Source organism: Bradyrhizobium sp. Ken51, from assembly GCF_055807435.1.
In genome coordinates, this window is record NZ_JBVVPB010000004.1 from 16,600 (window position 1) to 33,451 (window position 16,852).

At 64.6% G+C, this 16,852-nt stretch carries 20 protein-coding genes; 5 read left to right on the forward strand and 15 right to left on the reverse strand.

Features of this window, described 5'->3' with window-relative positions:
- Positions 1–2: 2 nt before the first annotated feature.
- From AC0L27_RS09385 to AC0L27_RS09420, 8 genes are all read right to left on the reverse strand, one after another.
- Positions 3–1,073, reverse strand: coding sequence for a hypothetical protein (locus AC0L27_RS09385; protein ID WP_473318752.1), 1,071 nt, complete (start codon positions 1,071–1,073; stop codon positions 3–5).
- A 15-nt stretch (positions 1,074–1,088) separates the two neighbouring features.
- Positions 1,089–2,090 carry a hypothetical protein gene (locus AC0L27_RS09390; protein ID WP_473318754.1) on the reverse strand — a complete coding sequence of 334 codons (1,002 nt, stop codon included), beginning with the start codon at positions 2,088–2,090 and terminating at the stop codon, positions 1,089–1,091.
- 13 nt (positions 2,091–2,103) lie between these two features.
- Positions 2,104–3,240, reverse strand: coding sequence for a hypothetical protein (locus AC0L27_RS09395; protein WP_473318756.1), 1,137 nt, complete (start codon positions 3,238–3,240; stop codon positions 2,104–2,106).
- Positions 3,240–3,440, reverse strand: a complete 201-nt coding sequence (locus AC0L27_RS09400) for a hypothetical protein (RefSeq protein WP_473318758.1) — start codon at positions 3,438–3,440, stop codon at positions 3,240–3,242. Before AC0L27_RS09400 ends, AC0L27_RS09395 begins: the two co-directional genes overlap by 1 nt.
- Entirely contained in the window at positions 3,440–3,688 is a 249-nt protein-coding gene (locus tag AC0L27_RS09405) for a helix-turn-helix domain-containing protein (RefSeq protein ID WP_473318760.1), read from the reverse strand. The genes AC0L27_RS09400 and AC0L27_RS09405 overlap by 1 nt, the downstream gene beginning before the upstream one ends.
- 130 nt (positions 3,689–3,818) lie before the next feature.
- On the reverse strand, positions 3,819–4,064 hold the full coding sequence (locus AC0L27_RS09410) for a hypothetical protein (RefSeq protein WP_473318762.1): 246 nt from the start codon (positions 4,062–4,064) through the stop codon (positions 3,819–3,821).
- Entirely contained in the window at positions 4,045–4,884 is an 840-nt protein-coding gene (locus AC0L27_RS09415) for a hypothetical protein (RefSeq protein ID WP_473318764.1), read from the reverse strand. The genes AC0L27_RS09410 and AC0L27_RS09415 overlap by 20 nt, the downstream gene beginning before the upstream one ends.
- The gene (locus AC0L27_RS09420) at positions 4,871–5,437 is read right to left on the reverse strand and encodes a hypothetical protein (RefSeq protein WP_473318768.1); all 567 of its coding nucleotides are present in this window, start codon (positions 5,435–5,437) and stop codon (positions 4,871–4,873) included. Before AC0L27_RS09420 ends, AC0L27_RS09415 begins: the two co-directional genes overlap by 14 nt.
- A 413-nt stretch (positions 5,438–5,850) precedes the next feature.
- On the opposite strand from AC0L27_RS09420, the gene AC0L27_RS09425 reads away from it, so the two are divergent.
- The 3 genes from AC0L27_RS09425 to AC0L27_RS09435 all read left to right on the forward strand — a co-directional run bounded on the left by AC0L27_RS09425 (position 5,851) and on the right by AC0L27_RS09435 (position 7,237).
- The gene (locus AC0L27_RS09425; RefSeq protein WP_354208307.1) at positions 5,851–6,324 is read left to right on the forward strand and encodes an L-2-amino-thiazoline-4-carboxylic acid hydrolase; all 474 of its coding nucleotides are present in this window, start codon (positions 5,851–5,853) and stop codon (positions 6,322–6,324) included.
- A 10-nt stretch (positions 6,325–6,334) separates the two neighbouring features.
- On the forward strand, positions 6,335–6,580 hold the full coding sequence (locus AC0L27_RS09430) for a hypothetical protein (protein WP_354208306.1): 246 nt from the start codon (positions 6,335–6,337) through the stop codon (positions 6,578–6,580).
- A gap of 234 nt (positions 6,581–6,814) precedes the next feature.
- Positions 6,815–7,237, forward strand: a complete 423-nt coding sequence (locus AC0L27_RS09435; RefSeq protein ID WP_473318774.1) for a RidA family protein — start codon at positions 6,815–6,817, stop codon at positions 7,235–7,237.
- Between the two features lie 69 nt (positions 7,238–7,306).
- Here the strand turns inward: AC0L27_RS09435 and AC0L27_RS09440 are convergent, their stop codons facing one another.
- Positions 7,307–8,398 (reverse strand): enolase C-terminal domain-like protein, encoded by a 1,092-nt coding sequence (locus AC0L27_RS09440; protein ID WP_354208304.1) that lies wholly within the window; start codon positions 8,396–8,398, stop codon positions 7,307–7,309.
- Between the two features lie 178 nt (positions 8,399–8,576).
- Between AC0L27_RS09440 and AC0L27_RS09445 the strand changes: the two genes are divergently transcribed.
- Complete coding sequence (locus AC0L27_RS09445) at positions 8,577–10,139, forward strand: adenylate/guanylate cyclase domain-containing protein (RefSeq protein ID WP_275171023.1); 1,563 nt, start codon at positions 8,577–8,579, stop codon at positions 10,137–10,139.
- Between the two features lie 218 nt (positions 10,140–10,357).
- Here AC0L27_RS09445 and AC0L27_RS09450 read toward each other — a convergent pair whose 3' ends face one another.
- From AC0L27_RS09450 to AC0L27_RS09465, 4 genes are all read right to left on the reverse strand, one after another.
- A complete protein-coding gene (locus AC0L27_RS09450; protein ID WP_354208366.1) occupies positions 10,358–11,581 on the reverse strand; it encodes an ABC transporter substrate-binding protein in 1,224 nt (407 codons plus the stop codon).
- 401 nt (positions 11,582–11,982) lie between these two features.
- Positions 11,983–12,912, reverse strand: coding sequence for an alpha/beta hydrolase (locus AC0L27_RS09455; protein WP_275171027.1), 930 nt, complete (start codon positions 12,910–12,912; stop codon positions 11,983–11,985).
- 137 nt (positions 12,913–13,049) lie between these two features.
- Positions 13,050–13,544, reverse strand: a complete 495-nt coding sequence (locus AC0L27_RS09460; RefSeq protein WP_354208303.1) for a hypothetical protein — start codon at positions 13,542–13,544, stop codon at positions 13,050–13,052.
- Positions 13,545–13,774: 230 nt separating this feature from the next.
- Positions 13,775–14,347 carry an alpha-ketoglutarate-dependent dioxygenase AlkB gene (locus AC0L27_RS09465; protein WP_354208302.1) on the reverse strand — a complete coding sequence of 191 codons (573 nt, stop codon included), beginning with the start codon at positions 14,345–14,347 and terminating at the stop codon, positions 13,775–13,777.
- Between the two features lie 79 nt (positions 14,348–14,426).
- On the opposite strand from AC0L27_RS09465, the gene AC0L27_RS09470 reads away from it, so the two are divergent.
- Positions 14,427–14,567, forward strand: coding sequence for a hypothetical protein (locus AC0L27_RS09470; RefSeq protein WP_007597071.1), 141 nt, complete (start codon positions 14,427–14,429; stop codon positions 14,565–14,567).
- Here AC0L27_RS09470 and AC0L27_RS09475 read toward each other — a convergent pair.
- Together AC0L27_RS09475 and AC0L27_RS09480 are read right to left on the reverse strand one after the other, a co-directional pair.
- Positions 14,564–16,150 (reverse strand): ATP-binding protein, encoded by a 1,587-nt coding sequence (locus AC0L27_RS09475; protein WP_354208301.1) that lies wholly within the window; start codon positions 16,148–16,150, stop codon positions 14,564–14,566. The two genes, AC0L27_RS09470 and AC0L27_RS09475, sit on opposite strands and share 4 nt — an antisense overlap.
- Entirely contained in the window at positions 16,147–16,851 is a 705-nt protein-coding gene (locus AC0L27_RS09480; protein WP_354208300.1) for a response regulator transcription factor, read from the reverse strand. Before AC0L27_RS09480 ends, AC0L27_RS09475 begins: the two co-directional genes overlap by 4 nt.
- Position 16,852 lies beyond the last annotated feature (1 nt).

Consider the following 16,852-nt stretch of genomic DNA (forward strand, 5'->3'; position numbering starts at 1 on the left):
CCTCAGGATCCGAGCGCTGCGAGGGCGTCTTCGTCTTCCTGAGCGAGCGGCGTGCAGCCGAGAGTATTCAGGCGTCTGACGATGTCGTGTGCCGCGCTGGTTGCGTGTCGGTACCCTTCAATCAAACTGGGATCCCTGAAGCGGGAAAACTGTTCGAGCACGCGGAACAGATCGCTTTCCGTCGGTGCTGTTTTCATACGGGCCATGTCGGCGAGAAGCGGCACGGCCTCTCGCAATGCGTCGTCGCACGTGTAATGCCGGATGGCTCCGAACAGCGTGCGCGCGCAGAGGCGCGCCGTGCGTTCGGGTATCTCGAGATCCAACATTGTCTCGATACGCGACCGAAAGCAGATTTCGGTGTTCAGGTCCGCCAAGCGCTCGATCTCGGCGTCGATCTCGCTCAGTCCATATGCGCGGGAAAATTCGCAGCAATAGCGCTGCGTGTAGTCGTCGGGTCCCGCGGTCCAGGCATTATTGGTCTTGAAGCGATCGAAAGCTTCGTGGCCCAGCCAGACATCGATCCGGCCGACCGCCGGCTTTTCCGCCACGTACCAGACGGGGGCGCCGACGTTCACGTAGACGTAGCCGCCGCAGAAAACGAGCCGCCGGGCTCCTTTCGCGGTCGCCTGGACTTGACGATCGCGGTCGCACTCGCCGTAGCGGTGCAACGGATACGCGCGTTGGAATTCTTCGATGGTGCGGCCGTCGCGCTCGCCGATTTGCGGCGGCTCGTCGAACGAGAGGAACGAGCCGAGCTTGCCTCTCGCCGCGAACTCGATGAAACGATGGACGCTGACGGGACCATCATGTGCCATCAGGGACCACCAGCACGTGCTTTCGAACGATCTCACTTCGTGCAGACGATCGGTCACGTAATCATCGTCGGTATGAACGCGGTAGGCGACCGGCGCCTCGATCGGATCGACCTCGCGAACGATGATGGGGACGTTCTCCGAGAGACGAACGCCGACCTCTCTGCGGCCGCGGTACAGCCGATAGGCCTGGTAGTACGGCATGCGCAGGTTGATGCGGTGCTCTGTCACTTCAAGATCTCCTGTAATTCCTGCTGGCACGGCTGCGCCACCCTGCTAAACGAACTGGTCCGTGCCGCTCGTATCCGGGCTCGGATCCTTGTCGAGATCGGGCTCGGAATAACGCCGGTGGATGCGGGCGACTTCGAGGGCATCGGGGACCGGCACCGGATAGCGGCCGTCCCGACCGTCCGCGCGGGCGTAGTGCTCCATCGCCGTGGCGTCGGAGGCATGCCCGAGCAAGGCGGCCACCATGGCGAGCCCGCGCAATTTTTCCTCCTCGGTAGTGGCGGTCGCGACGTACGCCGCCTTGAACCGCGCCGCCGCCGCGTGGCGCACCGAGGACAAGGTCGGGTGCTCGGCCTGGGTGCGGCGCGGAAATAGCGCCTTCGTCACCCTGCGCATCAGCGACTCGAGCGTATCCTGCAGCGTATCGAAGCGCCCCTCCGTCGCGGCGGTCTTGGCGATGCCGATCCAGAGGATCATCTGCGAGACGAAATGATCCGGCAGTTCGGTCCAACGCAGCGTGCGGGTCTCGCCATGCGCCCGGCCGTTGCTGTTCTTGCCGTTCACAAGCGTCAGCTCCCATGCGTAGCCTGCCATCGTGCTCGGCCCGAATACGGCGGTTGGCCATTCGACGAAGCGGGCGCCCGTCAGTTCGCCGCACTCAAGGCAGTCGACCAGGTTGTCGGCGTTCTCGCTTAGGGTGGAGAGCGCGCGATGGCCGATCCGCACAAGATCGTCCGCGACGTCGTTCTTCTGCTTCTGCTGCGACGTGCGCTTGCCGGTGGCGCGGCCTTGAGCGCGCCAATCTCGGAGTAGCGCGATGGCGGCGTTCAGTGCGGCTGCATGCTCGGGCTGACGCTTGGCCGCGGTAGTCATGGTGAAAATGAGCGCCGACCGGTACTGGCGCACGCTCGAGGAGCTCAGTTCCTTGGCCATCACCGCCCTGACGAGCTCCACGGGGCCGAGCTTCCGGCGCGCGGCCTTCTCTTCAGCCTCGGCGATCTGCGCGCTGCGGGCGAGGTAGTTCTTTTCGGTCTTCGCATTGCGGGTCATGTCGGTCGATCTCCTAGGCCTTCATCCACGGCGGCTGCAGCGGATCGTGACGGCGGCAGTGGCGGGCGATTGCGCGCACGAACGATTCCGCGGCCGCCTTGGCCTCGCGGAGATAGAGCGGTGAGTACGGGCTATAGACGAGCGTGGTTTCATTCGAATGCGGCGGCTGGATGTGGCCGAGCCAGAGGGCGATTTGTTCGTCCTCGACGTGCTTGGAACGCATGAAGCGACCGAGAGCGTGTCTGATGGAGTAGCTGTTGCCGCCGGATGCGAGCTTGGCACGGCGACAGGCGGCGTTGAAGGCCGTGTCGATCTCGCCGACCGGCTGTCCGCGCCATTGCACGAGATGACCCGGCGGGAGACCTTCCGTCCAGGGCGTAAGCGTTTCGGGAATGGCGAGCGTCGGCCTCCATTTGCTGGTCTGGACTCGGCCAGCGGGATTGAGATCGACGAGCCCTCGGCGGTGATCGATCTGCGCCGCGATCGCGTCGAGCAAGGCGCCGATCCGGCACCCGAGATTGGCGAGCCAGACCAGGCAGATCAGAAAGTGGATGAAGTCGGCCTCGTCGATGACCGCGGCGATCTCCTCGATCTCCATTACTCTGCCTTTGGGAGGCGCGGCGCGGAGGATATTCTTGGTGCAAAAGTACGGGATAAGCGGCACATGATGCCGCGGCAGGCGGCGCTCTCCGGCCGCCACGGCGCAGGCCTTGCGAAGCACCGTCAGCGTCCGGTCGACGCTCGACAGGACGAGACCCTCCGCCATTGCGGCGTCGCGGAAGGCTTCGAACGTGCTGGGCACCATGAACTGCAGCATCGAACCGCCCATCAGACGCTTCATGCGCTCCATCGCGATGGTGTTGAATTCGGCGGAGGCCTGCGCCTCCGCTTTCGCACGGTTGAATTCGAGCACTTCACTCACCGTGCGCAGCGGCTTCAGCACGAGCGCGTCCTTGGGATCGCCGGTGATGCCGCGCTCGATGAGTGATCGCACCGTGACGAGCGCGGTCTCGAGGTTGGTCGTGGACAGAGAGCGATAGAACGAGACCTTTCGCTCCTTGTCATAGCCGCCGACGTAGAGATTGTCGGTTTCCTTGTCCGCGTAGACCGAGTACTCCTCGCCCATCTTGTGGATTTTGGTGTACGCCATCAGTGCGCCCCGCCCACGCGAGCGTCGATACGGCGTTCGACCGGCGCCTGCACGGCACCGATCACAATCGCGAACGCGCGCTCGTGAAGAGACCGGACGAATGCCGTCTTCCTCTTTGCCTCGTACACGGAGACGAAGAAGCCGTCGCCGAACCGCAGCACGCCGTAGCCGCCGATCTGATGGACCTTCACGTATGCCATCAGCGCACCATGTCCATCGGACCGGAATCGCCGCCGCCGTTCTGCGCCGCCGGCGTGGACCCGTTGGCACTCACGAAATCTCGGACGGATCGTGCGGAAAAATACAAGACGCGGAAACCCTTGATGGCCCTGAGCCGGCCGTCCTTCTCCGCCTTGCGCACCGAGCCGGCGCTGATGCCCAAGGCGGCCGCGACCTCGGCGGTCGACAATAGCCGGAAAGGCGAGAGTTCGTCGAGATCGATGCGCACGATATTGGCTCCGCTATGCCTAACATGACTGCGTTATATAACTAACTAGACTGTTGGATCATTGATTTGGTATGCGGTCACGGACCGTTTGTCAAGCCCATGCGAAACTGGACTTTTTGATCGCTGGGATTCATCGGAGAATGGCTTTCAGTTTGATCAAGATGCGCGCAATGCCGAGCACGTGCTCGATCTCGCCGCGCACGCGGATGCGTCGCACGCTGGAGATTGGAAGAAGCGCCGTGACGTAGCCGGCCGGCAGCCGCCTATGCATTCTGTAGTGCCGAAGCGCGTAGGCGGCGGCCTCCGAGCGCAGGTGTTCGCGCTGGCGGAGCAGGAAGGCCACGCGGCGGGCCAGCCTACGCGGCGCGATTGCCATCCGCCCGCTCCGCGATCCTGGCCAGGATGTTGCCGGTGATACGCCACCACAAGGCCAGTTCGGACGCGCAAGCGCGCGAGCGGAAGAGGTCGATGCCGAGACGGCGCGCCAGCGCATCGCCGTCCATCATCATGGCGCTGGCGACGTCGAGGCCGGCGTCGGCGCACGTCTCGAGCGCGCGACCGGCGACGCGCGGGATGGTGACGATCGGGATCTCGCCCGCATTGTCGCGGAGGCGGCTCAAACTCTCGGCCTGCTCGCTGAGCGGAGGGAAATCGAAATTGCCGGCGCGGCCGGACAGGACGAGCGCCCGCTGCAGACCGGGCGCGACCGCCTCGATGCCGGACAGGTAGGTGCCGGCCTGGGTCATCGACTCCGTCGACGACGTCGACAGCACCATCGAGAGCGCCCGCACGCCGATCCCCGCAAGGGTCGTGTCGAAGGCCGTGCTCGCCAGCACTTCAAGCCTATGCAGGGAGGAGCCGCCGGCCCAATCCACCACCACGGCGCTCCGCGACTTGGGAATTTCGAGGATCTCCTCCCAGAGCGCGGTGAGGACGCCGGACAGGCCGCCGGTACGGCCCGCGGCCGTGGCGAAGTCCTCGGTCTTGATATAGACCTCCTTGTTCGCGGCGCCGCTCTCCGCGGTCTGGCGACGCCCCGTCTCGATCCTCACGAGCGTCACCGCCCGCCCCGCCTCGCGGTAGAGATGGCAGAGGCGGTTGGCGAGCGTCGACTTGCCGACGCTCGTCCCGTCGGCGACGACCTCAACAAGGTCGGCGGGCTGAAAGTGCACAGTCTTCTTCTTAGTCATCATCATTCCGTTTGTTCCTGACTTGCTCAAGAAGTTCCGCTGAGCGGCGCGTGACCGCCGGCACCTGCGTGGTTGCCGGCGAATTCGGCGAAGGCCGAATTTCTGGATGAGGGGGCGGGGAGGCCGAACGTCCTGAAGGAGGCGCGGGAAGTCCTGCCTCACGGCGGCGGTCTGCAGGTTCATGCAGGTTCTTGCCGGCTTTTGCAGGGGCCTGCATTTCCATGCCGGGCGCTGTAGGGGCGTGCAGGGGCGCGCCCGGGCGGGCGGCCGCGCGCTCTCGCGCGCGGGAAAGGGCGCTCGAGACCGTTCCGGCCGGCAGTGGGGTGCCGTCCTCCCGGGCGATGCCGACCTCGCTGAGCATCCGCCCGATCATCACCGCGGTGGCGCCCCGCCCGGAGAGATAGTCGAACAGGTCCAGGTGGTGGTCGAAGACCTCCTGGTAGGCGTAGGCGAAGCGGCAAAGCGCCTCCCGGCCGACCATGATCATCTCGTTTCGTCGGTCTGGCGGGAGGCGATCGATCAGGGGAATGCCGGCCTTGGGCGGCGTTCCGGCACTCATGACGAGCCTCCGGGCGCGCCGGGGCCGTTCCCACGAGACTTCCACAAAGCCGCGAAAAAGCGTGAAAACAGGGCTTTACGAGCCGTCACCGGCCTGATCGAAAGTACATGGAAATCAACGAGATGCGCGGTTGACCCCCACGTTGACATGGTAGGGGTCACAGGTTCGATCCCTGTCGCGCCCACCATCCTTCGCTCGCGAAGCGAGAGAAGGATGCCACGCCGAAGCCCAAAGGGCGCAGGCGGGCTGCCGCCGCGAGCTACGGCCAGGCAAGCCACCAATCTCGTTGAGAAGCGTGTCCGGCGTAGCTCGAAGAGCGTACACGGACTTTTCGTCGAGACCTCGGTCCGGCAAGCCACAATCTCCTATAGCAACACTGATGTGCTACCGTCGTCTCGGACGCGGGGCCGCCCATGAGCATTTCCGTCATCGAGCAAGCAAAGATCCAGGCGCAGGTGCTCGTGCCCCTCGTCAAGGCGCTTCAGGCCGAGCTCGGCGAGGTGCGCGCCAACGCGCTGGTGCGCAAGGCGCTCGGCAATCTCTATCGCGGTTTCGGTGAGGAATTCTGGAAAGCCAAGAACGAGAGCGATCTCGGCAAGGCGGTTTCGTCGGCATTCAAAACCTACGCCCGCGACGATGCGCTCGCCTATGAAGTCATCGAACAGTCGCAGGATTCATTCGCGTTTGACGTCACGCGCTGCGCCTATGCCGAGTTCTACAAGGCGCTCGGCGAGCCCGAACTCGGCTTTCTCCTGATCTGCACCGCCGACTTCGCGACCGCGGAAGGTTTCGGCTCCGACATCAAGCTCACGCGGACGCAAACGATCATGCAGGGAGCCGGTCATTGCGACTTCCGCTACCGGCGCGATGGAGAGGGGTCACAGTGAGGAACTCCAGATGATGCGGGTGGGCTGTCTTGCGGTGGCCGCGCTGGCGCTGATTACGTCGCGCGCTGATGCCGCGACCATCGACTGGCAGGCCGAGCTCCAGCGCTGCCGCGCGCTACGCGAAAACGTGGCGCCACTGCTGCAGGCCGGCCAAGGAATATCCGCGGTCGGCCGCTCCAACAGATCCGTGCGTCGCTGCATCTGGATCCAGCGCCGGGCGGTGCGCAAGAAAATCCCCGGCGCGGAGACGTGGTAGCGCGGGCACCTCTCAGGGGGACGCCTTCTTCGGCCCGCGTAGCAGGTCCTTCCATGACCTCGCGGGAGCGTATCTTGTCGGGCTGAATCCGCACCGCCGCCTACTGCGAAGCTGCGCAGCCTTGATCCGTGACTCGCCGCCTGCCATTGTCCGATCCTTCACCGCGGCGACGAACCTGGCATTCGGCGAAACTCTATCGCTTAGCGGGACGTGGAAAGAAGGCAGGTTACCGAAATGAGTAGCGTGAACAAGCCCGGCGGCAACTACTTGCCGGTGATCATCCATAGTGGAATTGCGTATGTCAGTGGTCAGCTGCCGCGTCGCGGCGAAGACCTGCTGTACTCAGGCAAAGTCGGCGCAGGTGTCGATGTCGCCGCCGCACAGGAGGCCGCTGCACTCTGCGCTGATCTCTGCATTTCGGCCATCAACCACGCAGCAGGCGGAGAGGACAAGATCGCCCAGGTCTTGCAGCTCGTCGGATACATCGCCTCGGCGCCTGGATTTACGCAGCAATCGCAAGTCATGAACGGCGCCTCCGACCGGCTGATCGGGCGCCTAGGTGATCGCGGTCGTCACACGCGTACATCCGTCGGCGTGGCCGAGTTGCCGCGGGGCGCACCGGTCGAGCTGAGTATGATTGCCGCTGTTCGGTCGTAGGACGGCATGTCGCTCGGCGATCGTCAGGCTCCGACGTCCGCACTTTGATGCGTCGCGACGAAACGCGGCCTATTCGACCAGATACTTCTTCACCGCCACCTCGTCCCACGCAATCCCGTTGCCGGGCTCCTCGGTCGGCAGCGCAAAGCCGTTCTTGATCTGCAAACGGGTCGCGAGCACCGCATCGGCCCAATCGACATATTCCAGCCAATGTGCGGTCGGCGTCACGCAGAGCAGATGCGCGCTGACTTCCGAGAACAGATGCGTCGACATCTCGATCCCGGCGGCGTGCGCCAGCGCGGCGGCGCGCAGCCAGCCGGTGACGCCGCCGATGCGCTGCACGTCGGGCATCACGTAGTCGCAGGCCTCGGCGGAGAGCGCGGATTGCATCGCGAACGCGCTATCAAAATTCTCGCCGATCTGGACCGGGGTGCGCAGCGCATCCGCGATACGGGCGTTGCCCTCATAATCGTCGTGACGGATCGGCTCCTCGATCCAGGTCAGCCCCTCATCGTCGAGCATCTCGCCGCGGCGGATCGCCTCGCTGACCGTCAGCGCCTGGTTGTAGTCGCACATCAGCGTCACGTCGTCGCCGACGGCCTTGCGCACCGCGCGCACCACCTTCAGGTCTTCCCGCGCATCGGGGCGGCCGACGCGGATCTTTGCGGCCTGAAAGCCCTCGGCCAGCAGCTTGTGGGCTTCCTCCACCGCGGCACCAGCCGGCATGATGCCGAGCCCCTTCGAATTGTAGGCCCTGACCGGTTTCGGCGTGCCGCCGAGCAGGCGCGCCAGCGGCAGGCTTCGAGCGCGTGCCAGCGCGTCCCATGCCGCCATGTCGATGCCGGATTGCGCCAGCCGCTGCAGGCCGGCCAAACCCAGGAGCGTGAAGCGCTGGGTCAGCTTGCGCTCGATCTCGAACGGCAGGAGCTCGTCGCCGGCGACGAGCTCCGACATTTCCGCGACCATCGCCGTCAGCGGCTTCAAGGCCGATGGGGTGATCGAGAACAGATACGCGTGCCCGGTTGCGCCGAGGTCAGTCTCGCAGTCGATCAGCACCAGCGGCGCCTTTGCGACAGCCCCGGTCGAGGTTTTGAGCGGGAGGTTCATCGGCACGATGACGGCGCGCGCATTGAAGCGCTTGATACGGATGGTCTCGGTCATTTGGTGGATCTCCCGGCGAAGTGAATGGAAGTCAATGCCGATCTTAAACATTCGCCATGAAACGAAAAGCCGCTTGGCGCGACCACCATAAAATGGGGTTGCGCGGGAGCGCGTTTATTGGCTCTGTGCCGCAAATCCCCCGAGATCAAGACAAGAGCGCTCATCACGGAGCCAAAGAGTGAAGCAAGAGATCTCCGAAGAACAGCGCAAGAGCGGTATCCTGACCGGTGCCGCAATCGTCTTCCTGCTGCTCGCCCTGCCGCTGGCCGTATGGCTGGATCTGACGGAGCTGAGCAAGACCGGGCTGCGCCGGCAGGCCGTCGATCTCAATTCGGTCATTACCAGCGTGCGCAGCTACTACGCGTCCAACGTGGTCGGTCGCATCCTCGCCAATCAAAATGGCTCGACAAAGGTCGCTCACAACTACGAATCCGTTCCCGGCGCGATCCCGATCCCGGCGACATTGTCGCTGGAACTCGGGCGGGTGATCGGGGCGCAGCAGGAAAACATCACCTACCGTTTCGTCTCGGACTTCCCGTTCCAGAACCGCGCCCCGCACCAGCTCGACAAGTTCGAGAAGGATGCGCTCGAATCGCTTCGCAACGATCCCGAGCAGAAGATCGTCGAGACCGAGACCTCGCTGTTCAACGACAAGGTCCGGCTGATCGCTCCGGTGACGATGGGCCCGGCCTGCGTTAGCTGCCACAACAGCCACCCCGAGAGCCCGAAGAAGGACTGGAAGGTCGGGGACGTCAGAGGCATCCAGGAGGTGATCATCGCCCAGCCGATCGCCGCCAACATCTTCTCGTTCAAGTTTTTGCTGGCCTATTTTCTGATCGCCGCCGGCAGCGGCCTGTCGTTCCTCTCGCTGCAGCGCCGCCAGGCCAGCCGCATCAAGGGCATGAACAAGGAACTCGAATCCGCCAACGACTTCCTCGCCTCGCTCTCGATGAAGATCTCGCGCTACATTCCGCCGCAGGTCTACCGGAGCATCTTCTCCGGCCAGAAGGACGTCACTATCCACACCGAGCGCAAGAAGCTCACCATCTTCTTCTCCGACATCCAGAACTTCACCGCGACGGCGGAGCGACTCCAGCCGGAGTTACTGACGCAGCTCCTCAACGAATATTTCACCGAGATGTCGGCGGTCGCCCACGAATATGGCGGCACCGTCGACAAGTTCATCGGCGATGCCATGCTGATCTTCTTCGGCGATCCCGAGACCAAGGGCGACCGGGCCGACGCGCAGGCTTGCCTCCAGATGGCCTGGCGCATGCAGCACCGCCTCACTGAGCTCAATGCGAAATGGCGCGCCTCTGGCATCGAGTTGCCGTTCAAGGCCCGCATGGGCATCAATTCCGGCTATTGCAATGTCGGCAATTTCGGCAGCAGCGACCGCATGGACTACACCATCATCGGTGCCGAGGCGAACCTCGCCGCGCGCCTGCAATCGATCGCCGAGCCCGGCGGCATCGTGCTGAGCTACGAAACCTTCGCGCTGGTCAGCGACATTGTCCGCGCCCACGCGCTGCCCGCGATCACGATGAAGGGCATCAGCCGCGAAGTGATTCCCTATTCGGTCGACGCGCTGAACGACGCGGCGGCTGAAAGGAGCGGGATCATCACCGAGCGTGCGCCCGGGCTGGAGCTCTATCTCGACCCCGCGGTGGTGAAATCCGGCGACGCGGCGCGGGTACGCTCGCTGCTGGAGAACGCGCTGGCCTCGCTGAAGCCGGCGTGAGGACGAACAGGCTTTCCTGATTGAGCCCCCGTTGTGGCCGCGAGGAAGGTCTGCCACCTCTCCCGCTTGCGGGAGAGGGCTGGGGAGAGGGTGTCTCCTCAATGGGAGAGCCCCCAAGCGGAGAGAGCCCTCACCCGGCGCTTCGCGCCGACCTCTCCCGCAAGCGGGAGAGGTTTTAGCCGCGGCGCTGTTGCTTCACTCACGCGCCTCACGTCAACTCACCGCGCCGCGCCTTCCGTAAACGCCGTCTCGATTACCTCGCCGAAGGGTTGCCAGGAACGGCCGTCGAACTGCACCAGCCGCATCTGCCTGATCGGCAAATAGCTGGTTGGCGAGGTGTTCATCCTGATGTCGGGCAGGGCGACCGACGGCTGATAATTCTTCAGCGAAGCAGCCTGACGCATGATGTTCTCGCGCGAGAAATCGTCGCCGCATTGCTTCAGCACCTGCGTCAGCGCCTCGGCTGCGGCATAGCCATAGAGCGCAGCGCTGCTGTTGGTGCTTTCGACGTGATGGTACTTGTCCATGAAGGCGAACCAGTCCTTCATGGCAGGATCGTCCTTCCATGCGGGATCGCTCGGGTCCTTCAGAAAGGCCGCCGAGATCACGCCGGACGAATTCTCCAGGCCTGCGGGCGCCATCGCGTTGGCGATCGAGGCGGAGGCGTCGTTGACGATGAAGACCGGGCGCCATTTCATTGCCGCCACCAGCTTGATCACCTTGGACGCCGTCGACGGCACGCCGAGAAAGACGAAAATATCGGCGCCGGCGCGCTTGAGGATCGACACGTGTCCGTCGAGATGCTCGTCGGCAATGTCGAAAGCGATGTCGACGAGGACGAGACGGTTCAGATCGCCAAGACCTTCCTCCATGCCCTTGAGAAGCGCACGCCCGAACTGGTCGTTCTGCCAGAGCACCACGATCTTCTTCCTGGGATAATAGGCCTGGAGATAGTTGGCGTAGATGCGCCCCTCCGACCGGTACGACGGCTGCCAGCCCATGGTCCAGGGAAACGCCTTGGCCTGGCTCAGCTCCTCGTCGCCGGAGGCGACGAACAGCTGCGGGATCTTCTTCGCGTTCAGATACCAGCGCGCGGCGAGATTGCCCGGTGTGCCGAACGAGCCGAACATCAAGTGCACGTCGTCCGTCTCGACCAGGTTGCGGGTCAGCTCCAGCGCTGTGGTCGGATCGGAATTGTCGTCGCGGGTGATGAAGCGGATCTTGCGGCCGTTGATGCCGCCGCGCGCGTTGACCATGTCGAAATAGGCCGCTTCCGCCTGGCCAATAGCGCCGAACTCCGAGAGCGGTCCCGAATACGGCATGACATTGCCGATGCGGATTTCGTTGTCGGCGGTGGGTTGATCGGCGCGTTGCTCGGACATCGCGCCGAGCGACGCGAACGCGATCATCGAAACGAACAGCATTCTGCCGGTGACGCCCATGCTCAACACCTTGTCGTTGGCCCCCAACGAGGTCGGCTCACTCCGCAGCAAGAGGAGTTGATCTACGTCAAGCGTTTGTCAAAGCTATGGCCGGATGGCGCGCTTCTTGCCACCCGAACGGAAACGGCAAGCGTATTGACGTGCCCTGTGCATCTAACTCCGTCATCCTGAGGTGCGAGTGGCGCGATGCGAAAAGCATCGCGCCGGGGGCCTCGAACGATGAACGGCCACCGCTGCTACCGCGCGGAGAGAGTTGGGCCGTCGTCCTTCGAGGGCCGCCGAAGAAGCGGCCACCTCAGGATGACGGTGATGAACGGGTGGCCGCGGAAGGATGCGTACCCGGTATGGTGCAGTGATATCCGGCCGAGCCATGACCTTGCAGGAGCTGTGTCCGCAACCCCCTACGGCAGACCGCGCGCCTCGAGCTGATGCACCAGCAGCAGGGTCGGCTCGGCGAGGCTGTCGCCGGAGCCGTCGAGGCCGAAGGCGCTCGCTATGCCGTCGCGGCTGCGCAGCAGCGCGCTACGCGGACAATGGCCGGCGCCGCAGAGCGTCTTCTTCAGGGTTTCGCCCTGCGCCGTGATGCCGGCGGAATCATCCGCAGCCCAGGCCAGCACGATCGGAACGTCGACATTGAGGATGCCGGGGAAGACCGAACGCTTGTTGTACTGGCTGGCGTCGCTGCCGAGATAGGCCTTCTCGCTGTCGCTCGCGTCCTTGCCGGCGCGGTAGACCCCGGAGACCAGCACGACAGCCGCGACGTCGGCGCGGTCGGTCTGGAGTTCGGGATGGGCCAGCAGGGTGGCGACATGGAAGGCGCCGGCGCCGTAGCCGACCGCGACGATCTCGCGGGCATCGCCGTTGAACAGGTCGATATTGCCGTGGACCCAGGACAGCGCCGCCGCCACGTCGGTCGCACCCGCCGGCCACGTCGCCGAGGGCGCCAGCCGGTAGTTGACGCGCACGCCGATCATGTCGTTGCGGGCGGCAAAGCACATGGCCTGGTCCTGGATCTGGCGCGACAGCTCCGGCGCGGCGCGGTCGCCGGTGAAGGTGTCGCCGGTCACGAACAGCAGCACCGGCCGCGGCGTATCCGCCTTGGTCGTGGCGGTGGCAACATCGAGCACATTGGCTTCGCTCTCGCCGTAGCGCAGGCCGCGCGAGAAGGTGACCTGCTCGCACAGCCGCGCGGTGCCGCCCGCGGCGGTGTCGTTGTCGGTGAGGCCGACCCGCACGAGATCGGACGGCGCGGCCGGCAGCATCGGTAGGGGACCGTGTGCGGAGGCTGCCGTGATGCCCAGAATTAGAAAAAATGCGAGAAAATTCTTCATGTCGGTGTCGGCCCTGCGTGCCCGATATGGGCTCGCGCGTTTGGCCCGTCTTTTCAATTCGCCTTATTAGTTAGTTGGTCATGAGGCGATTTCACGGCACCCGCGGTTCTCTTCCGGCTCCGTCCGCCACGCGTGGTTCAATTGCCCGGCTGGAAGGTGCAATCCGCCCCGCTGCCGTCCTTCCGGCGGATGGCATTGGGGTCGATCGTGCAGCTCAGCTTGGTCAGGCTCTCGAAATTCGATCCCGCGGCGCCGTCGGGCGGAATCCCGGCCAGTGCTTCGGTGGCGAAGATCTCGTTGGCCGTGGAGCCGTTCACCGTCCTGGTCTTCTTGCCGAATGTGACTTCGCAGTTCCGGACGGTGATGTCGACATTGCCGGCGCGACAGACGATTCGATCGGCGGTCACCACGATCGGCTTCTTGTAGGGAATGTCGCTGTTGGCGGCGAACAGCATCGCCATTGCCTTCTTCTCGGCGCCGGACAGGGCAGAGGACAGCGGCGCGATCACCCCTGCGAGCGCCAGCGCCGTCGCGCCCGAGACTTTTGCGGGCGTCGCGTCGGAGGCATCGGCGACGCCGGAGGCGGTTGCGACGACGAGGGCGCAGGCGAGGATCAATCGACCGGCTTTCATCTTGCCTCCCTGGACCTGCAATCGCGGCTTCCCTCCCGCGCGGCGCGTGGAACCAGTTTAGCATGTAAACACGAATTGGAAGGCAAGTTCGCCGGGCCTTGCGCCTTTGCGCGGTGCGGCTGTTTTGCCCCGACGCGTCAAACGGTTACCCCGCGGGACCGAGCCTCGCGACGACACGCCGTTCTACTGTGCATGGGGTTGTTTTCGCGTTTTTTTGTTTGGCCGGCCGGTCAGGACTGCTTCATCGTCCGGAAGGTGATGGAATAGCGGCGCGCCTCGACCGGCGGGATGCTGTGCTCCCATTGCGACCGCGCCTCGCCGTCCATCATGTAAAGCGAGCGCGGCCGGGCTTCGAGCGTGTGGCGCTCCCATTTGTCGCCGCTACGGCGGCGGAAGCGGAATTTGCAGGACGAGCCCAGCGACAGGCCGAGGATTTTGTCGAAATGCGGCTTGTCGCGATGCCAGCCGATGCCGACGCCGGCCTCGTATTCGGTGCAGAGCACCTGCCGCACGCTGCCGCCGGCGAGACCCGCCCATGCCTCGACCTGCCGCGCGACGGGGAGGACCCAGTCCGGGATCGGCTCGGCCTCGGCCAGCCGCTGCGCTGTGTAGTCATAGCGATAACCGAAGGACGCCACCCGGCGGTTGCCCTCGAAGGCGCCGAACTGGAAGCGCTGGAGCGGCAATGCTGCGATGCGGCCGATCAGCGCCTGCTCGACGGCGGCCTCGACGAATTCATCCGTGTAGCGAAGGCCGGCTGGCCCTGCTGCTTGCGGATCAGCGAACAAACCAAGCTGCGTCATCCCTCGCATTTCCGTGATGGAACCTAATGGTGGCTGATGCGACTTACATATGACGCGGAAAGTAACGTGCGAGGCTGTCATGGCAGAGAAGCATACCGCCGATCCGGCAGAGATCATGCGGGCGACCGGTCATCCTGAGCTGGAATACGCCGCCGGCTGGACCATCGCCGGCTTGGTCACCATCGGCACCATCGTCGCCGCGTGGGTGTTCGCGATCTAGCCCATTGGAAACTGGAGCTCGAACGCCGCGCCCTGATCGGTCGGCTTGAGCCTGATCGAGCCGCCATGACTCGCCATCACCGCGCGCGCGATCGCCAGCCCCATCCCGGTGCCGCCCTGGTCGCGGCGAGTGGTGAAGAACGCATCGAAGATCCTGTCGCGGTTCGGCGCCGAGATCGGCTCGCCGTCGTTACTCACAGTCAGAAGCAGGGTCGTACGCTCATCGATCGCCTCCAGCCTGATTGTCCCAGCCTTGTGCCGCATCGCATTGTCGGCGAGATGCGACAGCACGATCAGCGCCTTCTCAGCTGACATGCCGATCATCAGGTCGAGGCCGCCGCTGGCCTTGATTGAGCTCACCGGAAACCGGCTCCTGAGTTCGGCAATCACGGGCGCCAGTTCCGTACGCTCGTTTTGCGGCAGGCTTTCGGCACGCGCGAGTTCGCGCAGCCGCTGCGCCATCGCCTCCAGCCGCTTTGTGTCGGACAGGATGTTGGCGATGAACGTCTCCTGCTCGGCCGGCGTCAGGCTGCCTGCTTTGCCCTGAACCGAATCCTGTAACAGCTCGGCCGCGCCCTTGATCGAGGTCAGCGGCGATTTCAGCTCGTGGGTGAGATGGGCCGAGAACGTCGCGATATAATCCGAGCGCCGCGCCAACTGCTCGGCCATGCCGAGGAAGCTGTGTGAGAGCTGCGCGAACTCGCGGGTGCCGTAATGTCGGAGCGGCCTGAACGCCTCGCGGTCGCCGCGGCCTATTCTGGTGGCGCGATCGATCAGCTCGCGCATCGGCAGCGTGATGGTGCGCGAGAATACGAGGCCAATCGCGATCGTGCCGAGAATCACGGCGAGCCCCGCCAGCACGAACTTGGCCCGCTCCTGGTAGAGATGGTCGAAGATGTTGCTCGGCGTCCGCGTCGTGTAGATCACCCCGGCAACGCGGTTGTTGACGATGACAGGCATTGCCGAAAACACGTGGACGCCGAGGCCGCGGCTAAAGGAATAGATCGATGGCGGCGGCTTGTCGGGCACGCGGTTGCGCAAGGTGGCGCGGTATTGCCCATGCAGCGCGTCAGCGACCTCCTCGATATGAGCGAGCGATTGCCCGACCTCCTGCCGCCCGGCGATCACCACGCCCTGGGGATCGAGGATGCGAAAGCCTGCCAGCGTCACCTTCTGGGTCTCGCGGATGATCGGCGTCAGTCTTGCGCCAATATCGACATAGGCTGGCTGCGCCGGCCGGATTGCTGCTTGCGCCTCGGGCCGCCGCCGCAACAAATCGTTGGCGGTGAGGTCGAGCGCAGGGCGGATCGGGGTGACCTGGTCGCCCGGATCAGGCAGCACGTTCGGCGGCACCTCGGCGCCGAGCGTCAGGCCGCTGTCGAGCCGCGTTGTGACCTCCTGCGCGTAGATCGTCGCGAGCACGCGGCTCTGTGCGATCAGCTCGGCCTGGGTCTGGCGGATCAGCTGGTTGTCGTAGAGGCGGAAGAAGAACAGGCCGACCAGCGGCAGCACGCCGACGGTCGCCAGCACCGTGAAGATCACGAGGGTAAGCGACGGCCGCCATTTGTCGGGCGCGGCGCTCATGCCTCCTTCTCGCAGCGGCCGAGCTTGAAACCGACGCCGTGGATGGTCTCGATGACGTTGTCACAGGCCAGTGACGCGAGCTTGGCACGGATGTTGCGGATGTGGCTGTCGATGGTGCGGTCGGAGACCTGGATGTTGAGCTGGTAGGCGGCCCGCATCAGTTGCTCGCGATTGAACACGGAGGTCGGCCGGGTCAGGAACGCGCGCAAGATGCCGAACTCGATCGCAGTCAGCTTTAGCGGCGTGCCGGCGAACGACGCGACATGCTGCTCGGGGTCGATCAGCAGGCCGCCTTGCGCGAGTGCCGACGGCCCCGGCTTGGCCTCGCCATTGCGCGGACCGAGACGGCGCAGGATGACGTTGACCCGCGCCACCAGCTCGCGCGGGCTGAAAGGCTTCGTCACATAATCGTCGCCGCCGATCTCGAGGCCGAGGATGCGGTCGATCTCCTCGTCGCGGGCCGACAGGAACAGGATTGGCACGTCGGAGCTCTTGCGCACCTCGCGGCAGACGTCGAGGCCGTCGAATTCGGGCATGCCGATGTCGAGTACGATCAGGTCAGGCTTGTCGGCGGCAAAGCGGCTCAGCGCCTCCTTGCCGTCGCGCGCCTCGATCACGTCCATGCCGGCTTTCTTCAAAGCGACGCGGATGACCTCGCGGATATGGCCTTCGTCGTCGACGATGAGAATGCGATGCGCCAAG